This window comes from Rahnella inusitata (assembly GCF_018288855.1).
Taxonomy (GTDB): Bacteria; Pseudomonadota; Gammaproteobacteria; order Enterobacterales; family Enterobacteriaceae; genus Rahnella; species Rahnella inusitata.
Genome location: NZ_CP065025.1, coordinates 45,953 through 67,800, shown reverse-complemented (window position 1 = coordinate 67,800; position 21,848 = coordinate 45,953). Strand labels below are relative to the sequence as shown.

General features: G+C 54.3%; 15 protein-coding genes. 9 read left to right on the top strand and 6 right to left on the bottom strand.

All coding sequences use genetic code 11. The annotated features are described in order from the left end of the window. Positions 1 to 300 precede the first annotated feature (300 nt). Together I2123_RS22215 and I2123_RS22210 are read right to left on the bottom strand one after the other, a co-directional pair. The gene (locus tag I2123_RS22215; protein ID WP_112167853.1) at positions 301 to 1,284 is read right to left on the bottom strand and encodes a VirK/YbjX family protein; all 984 of its coding nucleotides are present in this window, start codon (positions 1,282 to 1,284) and stop codon (positions 301 to 303) included. 169 nt (positions 1,285 to 1,453) lie between these two features. Further along, a complete protein-coding gene (locus tag I2123_RS22210; protein WP_213052795.1) occupies positions 1,454 to 2,536 on the bottom strand; it encodes an oxidoreductase in 1,083 nt (360 codons plus the stop codon). A gap of 220 nt (positions 2,537 to 2,756) precedes the next feature. Here I2123_RS22210 and I2123_RS22205 point away from each other — a divergent pair, with 220 nt between their 5' ends. Both I2123_RS22205 and I2123_RS22200 read left to right on the top strand, forming a co-directional pair. Next, positions 2,757 to 3,821 (top strand): sugar ABC transporter substrate-binding protein, encoded by a 1,065-nt coding sequence (locus I2123_RS22205; protein WP_213052794.1) that lies wholly within the window; start codon positions 2,757 to 2,759, stop codon positions 3,819 to 3,821. A gap of 11 nt (positions 3,822 to 3,832) precedes the next feature. After that, positions 3,833 to 5,080 carry an LVIVD repeat-containing protein gene (locus I2123_RS22200; RefSeq protein WP_213052793.1) on the top strand — a complete coding sequence of 416 codons (1,248 nt, stop codon included), beginning with the start codon at positions 3,833 to 3,835 and terminating at the stop codon, positions 5,078 to 5,080. Positions 5,081 to 5,100: 20 nt separating this feature from the next. Here the strand turns inward: I2123_RS22200 and I2123_RS22195 are convergent, their stop codons facing one another. Beyond that, positions 5,101 to 6,021, bottom strand: coding sequence for a DMT family transporter (locus I2123_RS22195; protein WP_213052792.1), 921 nt, complete (start codon positions 6,019 to 6,021; stop codon positions 5,101 to 5,103). A gap of 302 nt (positions 6,022 to 6,323) precedes the next feature. On the opposite strand from I2123_RS22195, the gene I2123_RS22190 reads away from it, so the two are divergent. The 5 genes from I2123_RS22190 to I2123_RS22170 all read left to right on the top strand — a co-directional run bounded on the left by I2123_RS22190 (position 6,324) and on the right by I2123_RS22170 (position 15,353). Next, a complete protein-coding gene (locus I2123_RS22190; protein WP_213052791.1) occupies positions 6,324 to 7,769 on the top strand; it encodes an MFS transporter in 1,446 nt (481 codons plus the stop codon). 267 nt (positions 7,770 to 8,036) lie between these two features. Next, positions 8,037 to 8,444: a hypothetical protein gene (locus I2123_RS22185; RefSeq protein ID WP_112167847.1), complete on the top strand. Its 408-nt coding sequence runs from the start codon at positions 8,037 to 8,039 to the stop codon at positions 8,442 to 8,444. A 205-nt stretch (positions 8,445 to 8,649) separates the two neighbouring features. Then, the gene (locus I2123_RS22180) at positions 8,650 to 10,011 is read left to right on the top strand and encodes an SrfA family protein (protein ID WP_213052920.1); all 1,362 of its coding nucleotides are present in this window, start codon (positions 8,650 to 8,652) and stop codon (positions 10,009 to 10,011) included. A gap of 3 nt (positions 10,012 to 10,014) precedes the next feature. Further along, on the top strand, positions 10,015 to 12,987 hold the full coding sequence (locus tag I2123_RS22175; RefSeq protein WP_213052790.1) for a virulence factor SrfB: 2,973 nt from the start codon (positions 10,015 to 10,017) through the stop codon (positions 12,985 to 12,987). Further along, positions 12,984 to 15,353, top strand: a complete 2,370-nt coding sequence (locus I2123_RS22170; RefSeq protein ID WP_213052789.1) for a virulence factor SrfC family protein — start codon at positions 12,984 to 12,986, stop codon at positions 15,351 to 15,353. Before I2123_RS22175 ends, I2123_RS22170 begins: the two co-directional genes overlap by 4 nt. 242 nt (positions 15,354 to 15,595) lie before the next feature. On the opposite strand, the gene I2123_RS22165 is transcribed toward I2123_RS22170, so the two are convergent. From I2123_RS22165 to proP, 3 genes are all read right to left on the bottom strand, one after another. Next, positions 15,596 to 16,684 carry an anthrax toxin-like adenylyl cyclase domain-containing protein gene (locus tag I2123_RS22165; RefSeq protein WP_213052788.1) on the bottom strand — a complete coding sequence of 363 codons (1,089 nt, stop codon included), beginning with the start codon at positions 16,682 to 16,684 and terminating at the stop codon, positions 15,596 to 15,598. Between the two features lie 257 nt (positions 16,685 to 16,941). After that, the gene (gene amyA, locus I2123_RS22160) at positions 16,942 to 18,423 is read right to left on the bottom strand and encodes an alpha-amylase (protein WP_213052787.1); all 1,482 of its coding nucleotides are present in this window, start codon (positions 18,421 to 18,423) and stop codon (positions 16,942 to 16,944) included. 121 nt (positions 18,424 to 18,544) lie between these two features. Then, positions 18,545 to 20,020: a glycine betaine/L-proline transporter ProP gene (gene proP / locus I2123_RS22155; protein WP_244207824.1), complete on the bottom strand. Its 1,476-nt coding sequence runs from the start codon at positions 20,018 to 20,020 to the stop codon at positions 18,545 to 18,547. Between the two features lie 313 nt (positions 20,021 to 20,333). Here proP and I2123_RS22150 point away from each other — a divergent pair, with 313 nt between their 5' ends. Both I2123_RS22150 and I2123_RS22145 read left to right on the top strand, forming a co-directional pair. Next, complete coding sequence (locus I2123_RS22150) at positions 20,334 to 21,515, top strand: oligogalacturonate lyase family protein (RefSeq protein ID WP_213052786.1); 1,182 nt, start codon at positions 20,334 to 20,336, stop codon at positions 21,513 to 21,515. Between the two features lie 3 nt (positions 21,516 to 21,518). After that, a complete protein-coding gene (locus I2123_RS22145; RefSeq protein ID WP_213052785.1) occupies positions 21,519 to 21,839 on the top strand; it encodes a cupin domain-containing protein in 321 nt (106 codons plus the stop codon). Positions 21,840 to 21,848: the final 9 nt, after the last annotated feature.

Here is a 21,848-nt window from a genome sequence, read left to right as displayed (position 1 = left end):
TTTAGCGCAGCGGGAGGATTTTTGTCAGATGGAATTGCGATACGTGTAACATTCTCATTCATAAAAAAAACACAATTCACGAGATTATTCATAATCTATTAGTTAAGAATTGAATTATTACCGTACTAATGCTTTACGAAACCGTGACTTAAAATGCACGAAATTCTGAGGGAGAGAAAAGAGAGGTGCACTGACCTGCCATACAAGTCAGACAAAAACGGGAGGAAAGGCCAATCCCTGGCCCTGGTGCTTGCTACAGCGAGTCAATCTCAGACGTGTTGAACCACAAAAAACGCCGGTTCAGGCTTTCAGTAATGACGCTGTACTTTCGTTTAATTCATCCAGCAAGGTATAGCGTTTACGGTATTCCGAACGCTTTTTGCTCGGCAACTCTTCCATGGTTTTACGCGGCAGCGTCAACGGCACGTCATATAACGCAGAAGAATACGGGGTCGCGCTGATGGAATCCCAGAATTCGTTATAGCTGGCGACAAACACGTTTTTCTTGCGGTGACGGTAACGCAGGCTGCGGAACACATGGCCGGTATCGCTGACCGCCAGAATACGCTGCACGCCGGTTTGCGCGGCGATGCGCTGCAGGCTTTCCAGCAGCAGACGTTTCGGAAACAGTCCGTAGCAGGATTTAGTCGCCTGTTTAATCACTTCATGCGGCGTTGAGCGATGCGCACCCTGGAATCCGCCAACGATCATCGTCAGCCCTTCCGGGCGTTGCACCACGCTAAACGTCAGCGCCGCCAGCAGCGTCTCTTCCATGTACAGGAACATATTGGCTTCGCCTTCGCGCTCGGATTTACCAATTGACCCCAGCACCACGCTAAAGGTTTCGCCATCTTTGCCGCTGAACTGATTCACAGTGCGGCCATCTGCGCTCAGAAATGCGTTACGCAGTTGCACGTTTTCCAGGTTTCTGACGAACTCATAGTGATCAAGAAGTGCCCCGGCACGACCGGCGGACGGCAGCCCGAGGTGCAGATAAGGTTTGTGGATTTTGCTCGGCAGTTTGGTCTGCACGGTGAACGCTTCCTGCCATACCGGCTCGGCGGCCATTTTGTTCAGGACGTTGAGCGTATCCAGCGGGTGCAATAAGGTGCGGACAGCGTATTTCACGCGGAACATCCGGTCACGCCAGAGGTTGTCCGGCACGCACGCGCCGCTCAGCAAATCCATAAACAAACTGAATCCGCTGGCTTTTTGGCTGTTGGAAGTGTCAGCAGACGAGGTGCCGCTGAGGGATTCGATGTCGTTAAGGGATGAGTGTTCCATGAATGATTTCCGCTGCCTGAAATATTCACGGTATCACCCGATTTTTAAACAACTTTACAACGCTCTGTTAAAGAAAACGGCAGTCCATGACTGGATGGATCCTGTTGAACTGCCGTTTACATTATCCTGACAAAACGGCGGAATTTTTGATCAGCGCGCCGGTTTTACTTCATTTATTTTCGACAAATTCCAGCGCCAGACGCAGCTGTTCCGCGTTTGGATTGCCCGGCAACAGATGGATAGATTCCCCTTTCTGTAGCGTGCGTTCAATGAGGCGCGCAATCTGCTTTTCGTCGTGAATATCGACATTCAGTTCCGCCAGGCTCACTGGCAGATCCAGCACGCGGTAAAGCGCTGTCAGCTGTCTCACGACCTCCGGCTGATTGAGCAACGCGCTTTGCACCAGAATGCCGTACGCCACTTTGGTGCCATGCAGGAAGGCATCGGTCTGCGGCAGTGCCGTCAGGCCGTTATGCACCGAGTGCGCGGCGGCGATGCGCGTATAGCGATCCCCCAGTCCGCCGACCAGACCGCCACCGGCGATAATCGCGTCAAGCACGTTGAGGAACGTCTGCGTCAGTTGTTTATCCACCTGCGCCTGCAACGCGTCTTCACTTTGATTGAGCAGCACGTCGCGAATGGTCAGCGCGGTATTCAGACCGAGCTGAACGGTCAGCGGCAGCGTTTCCGGCTGCGGGCTGAGCACCACCGCTTCATACCATTTCGCCAGCGTGTCGCCGATCCCGGCCAGCAGATATTCCTTCGGCGCGGCCAGAATAATGCGCGGCTCGACCAGCACCAGATGATTGGCGTCGTTGAAAATTTCGTAACGCAGCGCCTGCCCTTCATCGTTGTACCAGACCGACAGCGGCGTCCACGCGGCGCAGGTGGCCGCGATGGTCGGCACTGCCACTACCGGTAATCCCAGACGGCGCGCCACCACTTTCGCCGTATCCAGCACTGCGCCGCCGCCGATGCCGATCACCACCTGACGATCGCGCCCGCCGATGTCGGCAATGCGCTGCACTTCAGTTTCGCTGCAATGCGCCTTGAACAGCACACGCTTTGCCTGCGAGGCGGTAAACGCTTCCGGCAGATAATCCTTAGCGGCGACTAACGCCCGCTCACCGTAAATCCACAACGCCTTATCCAGTTGCTCGGGCGTGTAAAAATCGCCCAGACGGTCAATCGCACCGGGGAAAGAAAAATAGTTGGCGGGGCCGGTTACCACACGGATATCAGTATCACTCATCGGGAATTCCTTAATATAGAAGCTGTTACCATCCTACGCCCGGACATCCGGATGGCTAATACTCTTTGGCATTAACTTATACGTTTTAGTTCGTTGCCAAGCGTGACGCCGTCATCAAAACTCGGGCAATCAATTCATTAACCCACAAAAAAGCTTGCTCAAAAGCTCAGATGAATTGTCTTCCCGCTTTAATGATGATTAACCACACAGGGTAATAGAAATGAAACTGCTCTCCACCTCACTGCTGGCGTTAAGTTTGCTCTCCGTCTTCCCGTCTTTTGCTGCTGATTCAGCAGCCGTGCCGAAAGCGATTGCCGATCATAAAGGGCCGATTCGTATTGCGGTGATCCGCAATCTGGGCTCGGATGACAACACCACGCAGTTTATCTCCGGTGCCATTTCAGAAGGTCGCAAGCTGGGCTTTCAGGTCAGCACTTTCCTCAGTAACGGCGACGATGCAAAGTTTCAGGATTTCGTGAATCAGGCCATCAGCCAGAAATACGACGGCATTATTTTGTCTCAGGGACGTGACCCTTATTCCACCGAGCTGGTTAAACGCATCACCGCCAGCGGCATCGCAGTGTCGGTGTTTGATACCGCCGTTAACGGTGAAATCCCCGGCGTGACCGTCACCCAGCAGGATGACGCGTCGCTGACCGATCTCTCATTCGGCCAACTGGTGAAAGATTTCAACGGCAAAGCCAATATCGTCAAATTATGGGTCGCCGGTTTCCCGCCGATGGAACGCCGCCAGACGCAGTACAAAAAACTGTTGCAGGATCAACCGGGCATTCATGAACTGGAATCTATCGGCGCGGTCTCTTCGGATGTGCAGGGCGATACGGCGAATAAAGTCGGCGCGATCCTTGCGAAGTATCCGAAAGGCAAAATCGACGCTATCTGGGGAACCTGGGACGCCTTCAGTCAGGGCGCATACAAAGCCTTGCAGGAAAATGGCCGTACTGAGATCAAACTCTACAGCATTGATATTTCCAATCAGGATCTGGCGCTGATGCGCGCGCCGCAAAGCCCATGGAAAGTCAGCGTGGCGGTGGATCCGAAACTTATCGGCGCTGTAAACCTGCGTCTGGTCGCTAACAAAATTGCCGGTGAGAAAACGCCTGCTACTTATGAATTCAAAGCGGCAGCCATCCCGCAAGCCCTGCTGGCCAGCAATCCGGATGCCGTTAACGTGGCTTCACTGGCTAAAGTCATTCCTGGCTGGGGCAAATCCGATGACTTTATCGCACCGTGGTTCGCCACGCTTGAAGCCAAACACAAATAACAGGCCACGCCATGACAACCCATTCTCTTCCCCAACCGGAGTACAGCCGCAATATGCGGCTGATTGGCCACAGCGATCAGGGCGGCAAACCTGACGGCGTGCAGGTTATGGTTCATCGCGGCTACGCGTATATCGGCCATATGGTGTCGCAGGGGTTTTCTATCGTGGATGTGCGCGATCCGAAAAACCCGCGCCCTGCCGGTTTCGTCGCCGCCCCGCCGGGCACCTGGAACGTGCATTTGCAGGCGCACGATGATCTGCTGCTGGTGATTAACGCCCGTGATTTGTTCGCCGACGTACGTTTCGCCGATGAAAAGGTCTATTACACCCGCTCGGTCAGCGAGACGGTACAAGGCTCACAACAGCGCGGCTGGAGCGCCGGGGTGCGCATTTTCGATATTTCTACGCCCGATCACCCGAAGGAGATAGGTTTCCTTGGGTTGGAAGGCATCGGCGTTCACCGCATCTGGTACGTCGGCGGGCGCTGGGCGTATGTTTCAGCGCTGATTGACGGTTACAGTGATTATATCTTCCTCACCATTGATCTGGCCGACCCGCGCAATCCGCAGGTCGCCGGACGCTGGTGGCTGCCGGGCATGCATACCGCAGGAGGCGAAACGCCGGACTGGCCGGAAGGCAAACGCTACGCGCTGCATCACGCGATCATCAGCGGTGACACCGCCTACGCCAGCTGGCGTGACGGTGGCCTGACGTTGCTGGATATCAAGGACCGCACCTCGCCGCAGCTGATTTCGCACCGCAACTGGAGCCCGCCTTTTGGTGGCGGCACGCACACCGCGCTGCCGTTACCGGACCGGGATTTGCTGGTAGTGCTGGACGAAGCAGTGCTCGACAATCAGGAAGACGGCGAAAAGCTGATCTGGCTGTTCGACGTGCGGGAGCCGTCGAATCCGGTGAGTATTTCCACCTTCCCGCAGCCGGATGAGCGGGATTACGTCAGTAAAGGCGCGCACTTCGGCCCGCACAATCTGCACGAAAACCGGCCAGGCAGCTTCATCAGCTCAACGCTGATTTTCGCCACCTACCAGAATGCAGGCGTGCGAGCCTACGACATCAGCAACCCGTATCAGCCAAAAGAAACCGGCGCGCTGGTGCCCGCCGCGCCAGAAAAAATGGTCGATAAACGCCCTGGCCGCCCGCAGGTGATCCAGTCCTGCGACGTGTTTGTCGATGCACAGGGCATTATCTACAGCACCGATTACAACGGCGGTCTGTCGATTATTGAGTATCTGGGTTAGTGCTGAGACTGCGCCTGAGTTTATTTTGTTTCAGGCGCAATTTTGCTCTCCCTTACTATTTTCCTCCCCGGACTCAGCACCAGCCATACCGCCAGACAGATCAGCACCCCACTGGCAAAAAATCCTTCCGACAGCGTTTCGTTCAGCAGCAGATATCCCCACAAAATACCGAACGGCGGAATGAGAAACGTGACGGTCATGGTGCGCAGCGGGCCGATATCGGCTATCAGCCGGAAATACAGAATGTACGCCCATGCCGTACAGACGAAACCCACCGCCAGCACGCAAAGCCAGATCAGCGGTTGCGCCCACATCACCGGGGCTTCAGTCGCCGAGGTATAGAGGAAGAACGGCAGCAGGAACAGTGTCGCGCCAAGCTGGCTGCCGGTCGCCACCAGTTTGGGATCCAGACCGCCGCGTTCGGTTATCCAGCGGCGGGTCAGAAATCCGGCAATCGCATAACACCCGGTCGCCACCAGACAGGCGATCACACCCGCCAGTAAATGTGTCAGCGACCCGGCGCTGCCAGTGGTGGTCAACAGCGTAATCCCCAGCAGCCCGAGCAGGACGCCAAGCGCTTTTTTAAGCGTCACCGCTTCCTGGAAAAACAGACCGCCGATAACCACGCCCATCAGTGGCGTAGTGGCGTTAAGGATCGCCGAGTATCCGGCGGGTAACCAGCGCGCCGCCAGACAATACATCAGAAAAGGCAGACCGGAGTTGATCACTCCGAGCAGCAGCGAACTGCCGAATTTTTGCTGATAATCACGCGGCGTTCTGAGCACGGTCAGGATCACCGCCAGGCCGATAAACCCGAACAGTACCCGCAGAAACGCCGTATTAATCGCCCCGAAAGCCGGTGCGGCGATGCGCATAAATAAAAAACTGCCGCCCCAGATCGCCGCCAGCAATAACAAACGGCCATAATCACCACTTTTCATTCTGTTCCCCTGTTAAAAATTGGCTGAAGCATTATTTTTTTGACGGCATGATGACAGCATTCACGGTTCTCAATCCCGCAAATCAGTGTAGTTAAACCCGATGATTCAGAACCCTCTTTTTCTTGCTTTGTTATTCAGGAAAACCCCAAAGGCTGAGCAGCTCTGTCCAGCGTCCTGAGAAGCAATTTTTGGCAAACCGCTCTTTTTGCCCCTCCCCTGATCTATAACCCGGCCAAAGGTGTGTGATAGGTTGACTACTTATCATCTAACTTTTCATTTTGCTGTTTTTCAGGACAGACACCATGAGCCAGAGTAAACCGGATGTCGCAGAACATCCGTCGAAGGAAAGTGCCGCACATTCAGGGATCTCCGTTATTGCCTTACTGGTCGCCGCCGCTTTCTTTATGGAGTTTATTGATGGCACGGTGATCGCCACCGCGCTGCCGCAGATGGCGTTGTCGTTTGGCGTTTCGGCGGTAGATCTTAACGCCGGGATGAGTGCTTACATGCTGACACTGGCGGTGCTGATCCCAGCCAGCGGCTGGGCGGCGGAGCGGTTCGGAGCGCGTAACGTGTTTACCTTCGCGCTCGGCGTGTTCACGCTGGCCTCCCTGTTCTGTGCGATGGCGTCAAGCGTCAGCGAATTTATCATTTTACGCATTATTCAGGGGATCGGCGGCGCACTGATGGTGCCCGTCGGGCGTCTGACCGTGCTGAAAACCACGCCCAAACCTCAGCTGATCAAAGCCATCGCCACACTCACCTGGCCCGCGCTGGTCGCACCGATCCTCGGGCCGCCGCTGGGCGGATTTATCACGCATTACGCATCGTGGCACTGGATTTTCTACATCAACGTTCCGCTGGGAATTATTGCGATGATCCTGGCGTGGCGGCTTTTCCCGCAGGCACGTCCGGCGGAGCCAAAGCATTTTGATAAGCGGGGATTTGTGCTGACCGGCGTAGCGATGCTGTCGCTGGTTACAGGTCTTGAGTTGTTAAGTCAGGACCACATTCTGTGGGTGACGGCCACGCTGTTGCTGGTGCTGGGTGTGGTGGTCTCCGTGCTGGCGATAAGACACCTGTACCGCGCTTCTGCGCCGATGGTGCATCTGGGATCGCTGGTCATTCCGACCTTTCGGGTCAGCATGGGCGGCGGTTCGCTGTTTCGCGTCACCATCAGCGCCGTGCCATTTTTGCTGCCGCTGATGTTACAGGTCGGGTTCGGAATGGATCCGTTCCACGCCGGGTTGCTGGTGCTGGCGGTCTTCGCCGGGAATCTGGCAATGAAACCGGCGACTACGCCGTTGATCCGGCGCTTTGGATTCCGGCCTGTGCTGGTGGTAAATGGATTGTTAAGCGTGTTTTCACTGCTGTTCTGCGCCTTCCTGACGCCCGGCACGCCGGACTGGCTGGTGATGCTGTTGCTGTTCCTCGGCGGTCTGAGCCGTTCGATGCAGTTTACCGGCATCAGCACACTGGCCTTCTCTGACGTTCCTGCAAAACAGATGGCCGACGCCAACACCTTGTTCAGCACGGTTCTGCAACTCTCAGTGGGGCTGGGTATTACGGTGGGCGCGTTAGGTACGCGGCTCGGGGAGCAACTGGTGAATTATATGCAATGGCAGGCCGTGCCAGGCATGAGTTTTAAAATCGCGTTTGTGGTGATCGCCCTGCTGACGTTGATCGGCTGGCTGGATATGTTGCGATTAAAACCGGATGCGGGGGCAACCGTGTCGGGTAAATACTAAAAGGGGTAAAGGATGAACCTAATATGAACTGAGGTTGAATTATTGATTAGAGTTATATAAACCTCTAAGATTCATTCTTCGCGCAAATAATCCTATATTTCAATGGGTTAATAATCATAAATATTGTGTGTGCCTTCTCGTTTTTTGATTTTTCTTCGCTGCGTAAATTCTCCTGCGATTATCATGGATTGATGTTGAGTCATTTACCTCAACATCAATAAATGTTTTAAATTTGATTTAAAATAATTCTACAAGGAGTGGATAATTATGCCATACGGTGACCAACGTCAGGGACTTCTGCGCAGAGTCGAGCTGGAACAAAAAATACTGCAAAGTAATCGGTTCTCAATTTACGCTCAGGCAGTTTACTGTGTTAATAGAATGTTGCGTGAAGCTAACGTGGGGATCTCTGAGCAAGCCTATCGGAGTATTTCGCAAAACATTAATGCAGTTGCGGAAGGCAGACTTTTTGAAACCTCGGCATCCCTTTCAGAAGCCAGGGTTTTCTCACGTGATACCGTGAGTGCGATAAAAGCCGGTGATTATAAATCTGCAGCAATCACGGCCAGCGGCGTCGTGGTAAATGCGCTCGGTGGTCCGCTATTTTTCGGCAATTATGATCGTAATAAATTGACCGACATTGAACGCCATCTCTACGATAGTTTTCATTTTTAATATGACGCGCAGGCGTTTCTGATCCAACTCTGGATGACGGTATTGATTCCGTCATCCTGTATTCCCTTCCCCACGCCACAAACAGCCACCCTTTTAACCGCTTATTCCGCCGTTTGATTTCCCTTAAATCACTCAGAATGCTCGCATCATGCACCTTTTCTATGTGCACTTTTTGCAGACCAAAACCAACAAGGGTTACTCAGGCGTGGCAAAATCATTTTTACGCAGTGGCAGTCTCAACGACATCCTTGCGCTGGGCGAAAACGGGCAACCGGTTTATGCATCGGCCCTGCAATTACGGGAAACCTTACGCCTGCGTAAACAACCGTCGATTGCCGATTGTCTGGCTATTCCACAACTTAATGAATCGGGCGATCGTCTCGACTGGTACTCTCCCCGCGAAGGCAAAGTGATTTCCTGGGCAGCAGCGACGGATGCGGCGCGTGCGTCGGCACTGCGTCATCTGGAAAACTGCCTCGACGGCGTCGCGCAAATTAGCAGCGCGGCCAAAGCCTCGGAAAAATCGGCCTTACAGTTTTTCGGCGCGTTACTCGAAAAAGCCTTTCGCTTCCCGGATCAAAATCATGTCTATCTGGTCGGCGGCCAGCCTGTACTGACGTTCTGGGGCTTTGTCAGCCTGGATAACAGCAGCAATACCGATGCGTTCGCCTGCCTGCGCGAGACCCTGAAAGCCGAAGAACCGCTGCCAGCGTTCACCATGACCGCAGAACCCGTGCCGGTGGAAACGCCGGTTACACCGCCAGCCGAGCCGGTTCGCGTGGTGAAAACCATCGAAGCCCGCGCCGCTGAGCAGGACATCCCTGAACCGAAGCCAGCCGTCGTTCGCCGTAAAGTCTCGCCGCTGCTGTGGGCGTTACCGGTGGTCGCGCTGGTGTTAGCCGGTTCTGCCGCTGCCTGGATGTATTCGCGCACACCTGCGCCGCAGCCTGTCGTCGCGAAGGCTCTGCCGAAACCGGAGCCGGAAGTTATCGCACCGAAAGCGATTGCAGCCGAGCCTGAAGTCAAAACACCAGCAACACTCTCGCCGGTGGTGGAAGCCCCGAAAGCAGCTCCGCTGCCGGTTGCGCCTGCGGCCGTGGTCGTGCCTTCGCCAGAACCGGTCGCCGAAGCCGAGAAAAATCCGGTTGTTGCAGAACCGGCTCCCGTACCGGCACCTGTCAGCAAAAACGCGCTGGTCATGCCACCGGACGCCGTGAAAATCGGCTCGACGAAATTCCTCAACGGTAACTGGAATGTGATCGTGGATATCAAAGATCCGGTGACCGGCAAGCCACCGGTGCTGCGTTATCAAATTAAAGAAGGTCAGGGTACGGTGAAAATCAGCTATGGCGCAGGAATTACCTGTCGAGCAGCGATCAATGCCGGGCTGATGCAGTCGGGCAATCTGGTGATCAACAGCCGTTACCGCGCGAAATGCAGCGACGGTTCCCGCTATCAGATGCCGGAAATCAGCTGTACCCAGGGCGCGACCGGCGCTGCCGTGTGTCAGGGCCGCTACAACGGCGACACGGTGTATCCCATGACGATAAAGCGCGAAGGTAAATAACCCATGCTGGCATCCATTACTGATTTTAAACAAAAGATTACCCTGATTCAGGACAGCGGGATCCAGTTCCTCGATTTCGCGCTAAAACCGGTCTGGGACGACGCGCTGCCCGCGAAGTTCGTGCGCAAAAGCGCCAACGGTCCGCTGTTGCGGCTGGATTACAACGCGCAAAGCGGCCGCCATTTCCTGCCGGGGCTCGACGGCGCGGCGCCTGAAGTGGTACGCCCGGAGTTCAGTTTTTCGCTTGAGCAATCCTTACAGTTGCTTGATCAAATCTGGCTTCCGCTGCCGTTTCTGCGCTTCAATCCGCCGCGCACGTTTATGGCCGGGCCTGACAACTGGGCACGGGTGCAAATCCGTGCGCTGGATGCGCCGGAAGCCGATGGAAGCACGCACCGCGTGGTGATCGCGTTTGATACCCGTGTGGCGGAAGGCGATGACGAACAAACGCAGCTGGCACCGACGCCGGACGACGTCAAAAACGGTATCAACTTTGCGCTGGCGTGGCATAACGAAGAGCTGCTCGATTTTCTCGATCAGACCTGGGTGGACGGCTGGCTGCGCGAAGTCTTCACCGAGCAGGCGGCAATCCGCGAGCTGCGCGAAGTCCGCAACATCAAAGTGGCACTGCGTGAGTTTGAATATCAGGCGCATTACCTGAATGTGCTTGGGATGCTCGGCAGTCAGCTGGGCATTCCAGAGCTGAAGATCAACGGCGCGACCTTGCAGGAGCCTTCAATCAACGTCGATTTGATTCTGGACGTCGGCAACTCCCACACCTGCGGCATTCTGGTGGAGGACCACGTCGGCGAAACCGATGGTTTGAAACAAACCAGCGAGCTGCAACTGCGCGATCTCTCCCAGCCGCATTTTCTCTATAACGAACTGTTCGAAAGCCGCGTGGAATTCTCGCAGGCGCGTTTCGGCAAGCCGAATTTCTCCGTGGAAAGTGGCCGTGATGATGCCTTTGTCTGGCCGTCGATTCTGCGTGCCGGGCGCGAAGCCAGCCGTCTTGCGCAACTGCGCGAAGGTACGGAAGGATCCACCGGCCTTTCCAGCCCGCGCCGCTACTTGTGGGATGAAGACAGCTACACGCCGGGCTGGCGTTTCAGTCAGGGCGGTCACGGCGCGGTGCAGGAACCGGTCGCCGCCGCGATGCCGCTGACGTTTCTGATAAATGACGAAGGACAACCGCTGTCAGATCTCGCGCCGGAGGATCGTCTGCCGGTGTTTTCCGCGCATTACAGCCGCAGCTCGGTGATGACGCTGATGCTGTCCGAACTCCTGGCGCAGGCGCTGATGCAAATCAACAGCCCCGCCCAGCGCGCCAAAATGCTGCGCTCTTCTGCGCCGCGCCAGCTGCGCAACATCATTCTGACCTTGCCTTCGGCGATGCCGAAACCGGAGCGTGAGATTTTCCGCCGCCGGATGCAGGAAGCCATTGGTCTGGTGTGGAAATCCATGGGCTGGCATCCGTCGGACGACGGTTTCAAAACCCACTCTGATAAAGCCAAAAGCCGCATGCCGGTGCCGGATGTGCAGATGGAGTGGGACGAAGCCACCTGCGGGCAGATGGTGTACCTGTACAACGAAACGCAGGTGAATTTCGGCGGCCATACCGGCGAATTCTTTGCCAGCATGGCACGCCCGGATCGCCAGCTGGCTGACGATGAACCTGTTGGCAAAACCCTGCGTATCGCGTCGATTGATATCGGCGGCGGCACGACCGATCTGGCCATCACGCAATACTGGCTCGACGACGGCATGGGCAATAACGTCAAAATCACCCCACGCCTGCTGTTTCGTGAAGGCTTTAAAGTGGCGGGTGACGATATCCTGCTCGATGTTATCCAGCTTTACATTTTGCCTGCCCTGCACGCCACGCTGAAAAAAGCCGGTCTGGCCAATCCTGACGGCCTGATGACGCGCCTGTTCGGCAGCGAGGGCCGGATGGACGGTCACGCGACGCTGCGCCAGCAAAGCACCTTACAGATTTTCATTCCTCTGGCGCACGCGGTGCTGGAGGTGTACGAACGCTTCGATCCGCTCGATACCCATGCGGAAATCGACGCGCCGTTCGGTGAATTGCTGGAACAGCGCCCGACACAGAAAGTCCTCGACTATCTGCACGGCGAGATCCAGCGCGCGCTGCCCGCCGGTTCGCCGGTGTTCGACATTCTGCAGGCGCCGCTGGTACTGAAACTCAGCAAGCTGCACAGTGAGTTTTTATCCAACCGCATGAGCATCACGCAAAACCTGCGTTCGCTGTGCGAAGTCGTCTCGTTGCATGACTGCGACGTACTGCTGCTGACCGGTCGCCCTTCGCGCTTCCCCGGCATTCAGGCGCTGTTCCGCCACCTGCAACCGCTGCCGATCAACCGCATGTTGTCGCTGGATGGCTATCACACCAGCGGCTGGTATCCGTTCAACAAAATGGGGCGCATTGATAATCCGAAATCCACCGCCGCCGTCGGCGCGATGTTGTGCCTGCTGGCGCTGGATCTGCGTCTGCCGGGCTTCTACTTCAAAGCCGGTGATTTCCAGCCGTATTCCACCGTACGCTATCTCGGCATGCTCGATGGCAATCAGGCGCTGACCGATGACAACGTCTGTTACAGCGATATCGATCTCGATGCGCATGATTACAAACTCGACGGCGCAGCCAACTTCCGCATACGCGGCGCGATTTGCCTCGGTTTTCGCCAGTTGGAAAACGAACGCTGGCCTGCGTCGCCGCTGTACACCCTGTCAATTGCCGAGCCGGAACTGGCGCGCAAAGTGGCTGGTGACAGCGTGTTACGTGTGAAACTGGCGGTAAAAAAAGGGGAAGATCACCCGACGCCGGAGTATTTCGACATCGCCAGCGCAGTGCTGGATAACGGCACCAAAGTGCCGTCTCATCACCTGCGACTTCGGCTGAACACACTGGGCGAGAGCCATTACTGGATCGACAGTGGGAGCGTATTCGTCTCATGACTTTAACAAACACGACCTCAGCAACTCTGAATGCCGTCCTGCTGGAACAGCAGTTTATGCAGATAGATGACACTATCGGCGATGCGCTGGAATGGGTGGAAATGACCCGTGAGCAGGCACCGCGTCTGGATCTGGAAGCCGACCGCCTGAATCTGCAACTTCAGCGCTGTCGCGATAAAGCGCGCCGCCTGACGCAGGCTGCAAAACTCACGCAAACGCTGGGCTTTTACGGCCATTCACAGGCGGGCAAATCCTACCTGATTTGTGCGCTGGCAGCCGGTAACTATGGCCGTCTCGAAACCCGTCTCGGCGGTGTGACCCTTGATTACCTGACGCAGATAAATCCCGGTAACCGCGCCGCTCGCCTTGCGACCCGCTTCACCCGTCAGACGGAGCTGAAAGACCGGGCGTTTCCGGTGCGCGTGTTGCTGCTCAATGAAGCCGATCTGGCGCGCATTATGGTTCGCGCCTTCCAGCCGGATGCGCTGTATCACGCGCCGGATACCCAGCAGATCACAGAGCATCTGAATAAACTGGTGATGCATCGTCAGCCTTTACCGGTGCCGGGATTCAGTAGTGAGGAGATGATGGGATTATGGGATTCCATGATTCGTCTCGACGCCCGCCGTTTCCGTCATCTGAATGCGCACTACTGGCCGGTGGCTGTGAAGCTCGCACCCTATCTGAACATCGACGACCGCGCGCGCCTGTTCTCTCTTTTGTGGGACAACGTACCTGCGCTGACCACGGCGTATCGTCATTACGCCCACACGCTGCAACATCTGGGTGGCGCACAAAGTCTTCTCGCGCCGCTGAGCGTTCTGGTTGACGACGCCATGCAACCGGCTGACGGCATTTTCAGCCAGTCACCGGCCTATGATATTGAAATTTCGGTATGTCCTGAATTTAACGGTCAAAGCGCTGCGCCAGTGACGTTGTCACTTGAAGAGCTGACGATGCTGGCCGCCGAAGTTCAAATTCCCCTGCTTTCTCCCCCGCGTGAAGCGCTGTTTGAAGACATCGACTTACTGGATTTACCCGGCTACGGCGCGGCTGATGAAGAAATCGACAGCGAAGACGACATCACTCCGCTGTTTCGCGCCAAGATCGCCTATTTACCGGAGCGTTATACCGATCGCCATGAGATGAACATGCTGATGGTGTGCACCGCTGCCGATAAACGTGAGGACGTGGTGGCCGTGGGCCGGACGCTGGAGCACTGGGTCAAAGAGATGCACGGCGAGAACACGCAAGTGCGCAGCCGTCGCAAACCGGGTCTGGTGTGGGTATTGACGCCGTTTGATCGCCGTATGACCGAATCCGTGCATTACGACGAAGCCGTGCAGCGCCACGTAGGTAATCCGGGCGATGCCTGGGGCGCGCTGCTGGCCATGGACGATCGTGGTTTACAACGCATGGCCGATTATCTGGTGGCAGAAATTCGCCCGGAAATTCGTATTAACCGTCTGGCCGAGCAGCGTGACGAACTGCGTCGCGAGCTGGGCGATAATCTGCTGGGCAGCTGGTATCAGGAAGGCGAAACCGCCGATCCGGCGCAGAAACAGCGTACCGTGCAGACGGTGATCAAAGCGCTGCAAACCCGCACCGGCGTTCACGGTGAACTGCTGGAAAAACTGCTGCCGAGCCGCGACGAGCTGCACCGCATCTATCACGAACTGGCCGCACAGCCGGACGACGCCCGCGTGCAGGATGACGCAGGTGTGGAAAGTTTTGGCATCGGTATCAATATCGACCTGTTTGCCGAACAGCAGGACACGCAGGTCTGGCAGGAAAAACCCGACGACGGCACGGCGTTTGCGCGTCAGGTACAACGTTACTGGATCAACCACTTACGCAGCCTGCCGGAAAACGAACCGCTGATTGCGCTGCTCGGCGTCGCCAAACCGACTGTCGAGTTGCTGATGGAAGAGCTGATCACCGCCAGCTTCCGTCTGGAAATGGGCGAATCGCTGGCCCGCTCGCTTGGCGGCGCACTTCCTGCGGGCACGCGTGAGCATGAACATCACGCCGACCGTCAGGTATCCCGTGCGCTGACCGTGCTGGGAGATTTCGTGGCGTGGCTGGGCTTTGAGAAACAGAACGAAGCCGAACGACCAGAAAGCCGCATCAACAAGGGTAATAAGATTTTTGCCAAACCGCAGAAAAGCGTCGCCAGCTGGAAATCCACCCAGCGCCTGACCAAACTCTCTGCCACACCGACCAATTCCACGGCGTTTTACATCTACGACTGGCTGGTCGGTTTGCAGGAAAGCATCATGCGCAACGCCGGTTACGCCGCCGGTGGCGAAATCCCCGGTGCGCAGCGTGAACGGCTGGTGCAGATGTTGCGGGATCTGAAAGTTTAAGACCTCAGTCTTACAAAGAAAAAGCCGGAGTTGAACACTTCGGCTTTTTTGCTCCCTCTTCCCGCACAGCGACTTCAGATATCTCCCAGGCGTTTCCCCTGTGATTTTTGAATGGGTATAGACATCGTCAGACTCAAAAATGGCGGACAATAACATCGCCTAAACGGCTACAAAAAAACCTCAATATTCTGTAACTTTGGCCGATAGATTTCTCTTTCGGCCATTTTGTTACGCATAAATGTTCATCGCCATCGCGGGTATGGGCTGGCACTGGAATTATTCAATATATCTTCATAGAAACTTCGAGCAGCTAAAATATCATTTGTTTCTCCGCCATAGCCTTTAATACGAAGACCGCCGAAATCTTCCTCTTTGAGGTATGACGACACACACGTACTGATGACAGCCGGTCGGCTGAGCCGGCTTAATTTGGCACCAATGTGCGCCTGTACGGCAGCATTCCAGCGTTGGTTTGCATAAACATGGAAGCCTTTCAATGCGAGGTCGCCAAAAATATGCTGCACGTCACGGGTTCGAATCATTCTGCTTGTTCCTCCGGGGCAAAACATCGCCAGTTCGGTGTCGTTCTCCGGGAAAGGATTATTTAATTCAGTTCCATGATTAACCACAGGAGGATAGCCACAACGTCTGTTTATTTCTTTCATGATGCCAAGCTGGAAAAGAGACAGAACCCCGCGCATACCATGGTCCGAAACCCGGGTTACCGTTTTAGTTTCAAAGTTATTAGCAGAAAAATGGGGGGCAATAGCAAAGAGATCGTAATCTGCTGTGGCCGCGGTGGTGACATTGTTAACGGTATATCCTATGACAAACAAAGGTGTTCTGGTATTAGTGGCCATTGGCCAGTAAAAAACAGCATATTTATCACCTCGCTGTTCAAACTGAAAACGTACCGCTGGCGCATTCGGCTTTGTTGCTGTGAATTCATGGGTGTCATTTTCAAGCGTGAATAATTTTTTATTAATCAGCTCATCAACACGTTTTTTTGATATCACCAAATGGGTTTTGCCTACGCCTGGCGTGTTCAGAGATTTTCTCACATCGTTAGCATTGCGCACGATTTTCTCAGGATTACCGCCAGCCAGTTTACTCAATGTTGAATCCACACAAATGAATCCCGCCATTGGCCCCCAGTCAGAACTTTTGGCATGAATATCCAGCTTTTTAGTCCGATAGCCTTCTTCTATCAGGCTGGTGGAATAGAGATTAACTGGCCTTATAAATATAAAGCATGAATACTCACGTGATATTTTATTGATTTTATCAATATGGTTTTTCGTAATACCACAATTTATTGGAATTAAATGCATTCAATCTTCATCCTGAATATTTATGGCGGTAAATGCGGTTTTTTGTTAAACCGCGATTATACCAAAGAGAAAAGCTTAACTGAGTTTTTCATGAGAGTTGTGATGATGAATGCTTTTGTCATACAGGGTATTAACTTAAGCGATTATTGTTTAAGTTAAATACGTGTGAAAGCATGGAAAGTGTATTGTTTAAATCCAGCTAAATTAAAAACCTTTTATAGTTAAAGGCCGACATCCTGTTCGGCCATATTATTTAGTTACTCCGCTAAAATCCAAACGCTCACACTGCCCGCTTCGCAGAAGAACTGTGCCGTGCCGTGCTCGTCGGTTTCGATAATATCTTCACGATGTTCCAGCAAATCCCGCCATTTTCTGTGTGCGAGATTTTCACCCAGTTCAATGGTTTTCTCTCCCGCTTCGCTGTTGGACATCACCACCACGCAGCCCGGATGCTCTTCGGTGCCGCTGCGACTGAACGCAATGCAGTTCGGGTGATCGAAATAGTCGGTTTGCACGCCCCACGCATGGGTCTGCCGCGCTTTAATCAACGTCTCCAGCCCCGGAATGGCAGGCATATCGATGGTGTAATTATTGCCGTCATCGCCTTCATCTTCATAGGTGGCACCCAACAAGTCGGGATAGAAAACGATCGGCACACCCTGTTCACGCAACAGTATCAGCGCGTAGGCCAGCGGTTTGAACCACGGCTCGATCGGGGCTTCCAGCGATTGCAACGGCTGTGTGTCATGGTTAGCGACCAGCGTCACGGCATGCGCCGGATCGGCGGCCACCAGCGTATTATCGAAGATCTGCGTGAAGTTAAAATCCGCCCCCTGCTTTGACGCATGGTGGAAATTCAGCTGCAGCGGCGCATCGAAAAGCATCGTTTTGCCATCGACCTGATCGATATAGTTTTGCAGCGTCGGGACATCATGCGACCAGTATTCGGCGACGATATACATCGGCTGCTCCGCTTCTGCCTGAATATGGTCGATCCAGTCTTTATAGAACCACGCCGGTATGTGCTTGACCGCGTCAAGGCGAAAACCGGTGCATTGCGTCTGATCCATTAACCAGCGCGCCCAATATTTCAGCTCCTCATTGACAGCGTTGTTACGGAAATCGACGTTGGCGCCCATCAGGTAATCGTAATTACCGAACTCGTCATCCACCTGATCGTTCCAGCCACCGGCGGTGTAATCGTTGACGATTTTGAAGATGCCGTTTTCGTCCGGATTTTCGATGTGATCAACGCCGCTGAAGCAGTGGAAATCCCAGATAAATTTGGAGTACTGGCCGTTGCGCACCGGGAAGGTGAAACGCGTCCAGGCGTCCGCTTCAATGACGTCATCGCTGATGTCTTCGCGGTTATCAATATTGACGCGGTTAACCTGCACGCGTTCTTTTTCGTCAGCACCCATTTTGTGATTGAGCACCACATCGAGGATCACGCCGAGCTGATGTTGTTTCAGCGCAGCAATAGCCGCCAGTAAGCCTTCTTTATCGCCATACTTGGTGGCGCGGGATCCCTTTTGCTCGAACTCGCCAAGGTCGAACAAATCATAGGTGTCATAACCGACCGAATATCCGCCGGAATCGCCTTTATATGCAGGCGGCAACCAGGCCGCAGTGATACCGATTTCTGCCAGCCACGCGGCTTTCTCAGCCACTTCCGGCCACAGCTTTCCGCCGTCCGGGTAATACCAGTGAAAGAACTGAAACAACGTAGGATTCTGCATTCATGCTTTCCATTCAGATGACCGGGAAATGAAGTATGGAGCAGGATTTGGAAAAATGCGGCGCAAGGAAAAAAAAAGCCGGTCAGCAAGGCCGACCGGCTTCATTTACTTCATCAAAAAATCATCCGTTGATTTCAGGATGCTGGTCAATCAGGTTCTTTCTTTTGGCCTGAAGTTCAGCAATCTGCGTATCAATATCTTCGATTTTTTGTTCGATATTGTCGTGATGCTCTTGCAGGATTTCCTTCGCTTCAGCACGGTCAGAAGCCGCCGGGGTCGCGCCTTTCAGCGGACGGTTGGCGGTTTCTTTCATGAAGATCCCGGTGACCAGACCAATGACCGCGACCACCATCAGGTAGTAGGCAGGCATGTACAGGTTACCGGTCGATTCCACCAGCCACGCGGCGATGGTTGGCGTCAGGCCAGCAATCAGCACCGAAACGTTGAAGGCAATCGCCAGCGCGCTGTAACGGATATGGGTCGGGAACATCGCCGGTAAGGTCGAAGCCATTACGCCGATGAAGCAGTTCAGCAACACTGCGAGGATCAGCAGCCCTGCAAAGATAAGCCCCACCACACCGCTGTTGATCAGAATGAAGCACGGGATTGCCAGAATAAACAGGCCCACGCTGCCGATGAGAATAAACGGCTTACGGCCAAAGCGGTCGCTCAGCAAACCCATAAACGGCTGGACGAACAGCATACCGACCATGATGGCGATAATGATCAACACGCCGTGGTCTTCAGAGTAGTGCAGGCTGTGCGACAGGTAGCTCGGCATATACGTCAGTAACATGTAGTAGGTGACGTTGGTGGCGATCACCATACCGACGCAGACGATCAGCGGTTTCCACTGTTTGGTCAGAATTTCGCGGAAAGAGACTCTCGGCGGCTCTGCAATGTCTTTACGGGAATCGCTGTCGATTTTATCAACGTGCTGCTGGAACGTCGGGGTCTCTTCCAGCGCATGACGAAGGTAGATACCGATCAGGCCCAGCGGTGCGGCGATGAAGAACGGAATACGCCAGCCCCACTCGAGGAAGTTCGCTTCACCGACGATGCTGGAAATCAGGACAACCACGCCCGCACCGAGGATAAAACCGGCGATGGAACCGAAGTCCAGCCAGCTGCCGAGGAAGCCACGTTTTCTGTCCGGAGAGTACTCCGCAACGAAGATCGCGGCACCGGTGTATTCACCGCCCACCGAGAAGCCCTGCGCGAGTTTTGCCAGTAAAAGCAAAATCGGTGCCCAGATGCCGATGGTGGCGTAACCCGGTATCAGTCCGATACAGAACGTACTGACTGACATGATAATAATGGTGACAGATAACACTTTCTGGCGGCCAAACTTATCGCCCAGCGCACCGAAGAACAGACCACCCAGAGGCCTGACGAGGAATGGCACGGAGAACGTTGCCAGTGCGGCTATCATCTGAATACCTGGATCTGCGCCAGGGAAAAACACCTGACCCAGCGCAAAGGCGACAAAACCGTACACCCCAAAGTCAAACCACTCCATCGCATTACCGAGTGCAGCAGCGGTGATCGCCTTCTTGAGCTTGGAATCATCGATGATAGTGATATCGTTAATGTGCATCGGTTTGGCGCGTTTCTTTCTTAATCTAATCATGTACATCCCTTTTCTAAAATAACTCCACTGTGTAAAGCGTGAGGTATTTGTTCAGTACCCTTAATGTATTTCGGGCATCAATTGTTATTTACGAAACCATGACATTATAGAATGTTTTTTACAGAAGGGAAAAATGTGATCAGCATTACATTTTTAGCAGCGCCCGCCGTCAGTCCGCGGCAGTAAGTGGTAATGTGTTTTCAATTTAATGAAATCACATTTCAATTAATAAATGAAAGCCAATGACCGGCTGATTTTATTGCCACTTATGAGGTGAATCATGGCGAAAGGTTCTCAGATTCAATTCAGTTTCCACACCGTTTCTGACCCGCAAACCGGTGCGCGCGTCACTCGTCTGACGCCGCCCGATGTGCTCTGTCATCGCAACTATTTCTATCAAAAATGTTTTACCCGCGATGGCAGTAAGGTTTTGTTTGCAGGGGAATTTGACGGCAATCGCAATTATTACCTGCTGGATCTGAGCACCCAAAAAGCGGTGCAACTGACCGAAGGTAAAGCCGATAACACCTTTGGCGGATTCCTTTCCCCGGACGATCAGTACCTGTATTACGTTAAAAACGAACGTCGTCTGCAACGGGTCACACTGGCGGATTTCAGCGAAGCAACCGTATATCAGGTGCCGGAAGAATGGGTCGGTTACGGCACCTGGGTGGCGAACAGTGAATGCACCAGCCTGGTGGGTATTGAGATCAGCCGCGAAGACTGGACGCCGCTCTCAGACTGGAAAATCTTCCAGGAGTTCTACCACAGCAATCCTCACTGCCGCTTGCTGAAGGTGGATCTGCTGAGCGGAAAATCCACCGTCATTCATGAGAAAAATGAATGGCTCGGCCATCCTATCTATCGTCCGTATGATGACAGCACCGTCGCGTTTTGCCATGAAGGCCCGCACGATCTGGTCGATGCGCGCATGTGGCTGGTCAATGAGGACGGCACCCATGTGCGCAAGGTGAAGGAACATGCGCCGGGCGAAAGCTGCACGCACGAATTCTGGGTACCGGACGGCTCCGCGCTGATGTACGTCTCCTACCTGAAAGGCCAGCACGATCGCCATATTCGCCGTTATGATCCGCAAACCGGCGAAGATATCAGCCTGATGACCATGCCGGCCTGTTCCCATCTGATGAGCAATGAAAAGGGTTCACTGCTGGTCGGCGACGGTTCCGGTACGCCGGTAGATGTGAAAGATACTGCCAGTCATACGATTGAAAACGATCCCTGGCTGTACATTTTTGATGCCCAAACACGTCAGCATGCCCCGCTGGCGGCGCACAACAGTTCATGGCGAGTGCTCGACGGCGACCGTCAGGTCACGCATCCGCACCCTTCTTTCTCGCCGGACGATCGTCACGTGCTGTTCACCACCGATTATGAAGGTTTACCGGCGTTGTATCTGGCTGAAATTCCTGATGCCCTGCTCAGCTCATTACGTAAGGACTAACTGATGTTCATCTTAAGAAAAGACATTCCATTGCAGGATCTGGGCGACGGTGTGAGCCGTCGCGTTCTGGCGCACGACGGCACTATGATGGCGGTCGAAGTGTATTTTGAAGAAGGCGCGGTCGGTCCGATGCACAATCACGTGCATGAACAGCTGACGTACGTGCTGTCCGGACGCTTCAAATTCACCATTGGTGAAGAAACGCGGGAAGTGTCGGCAGGTGACACGTTGTACAAAAAACCGTACATCATGCACGGCTGCGTGTGTCTGGAAAAAGGCGTACTGCTCGATACCTTTACGCCGCAGAGACAAGATTTCCTCTGATTTCCTCAC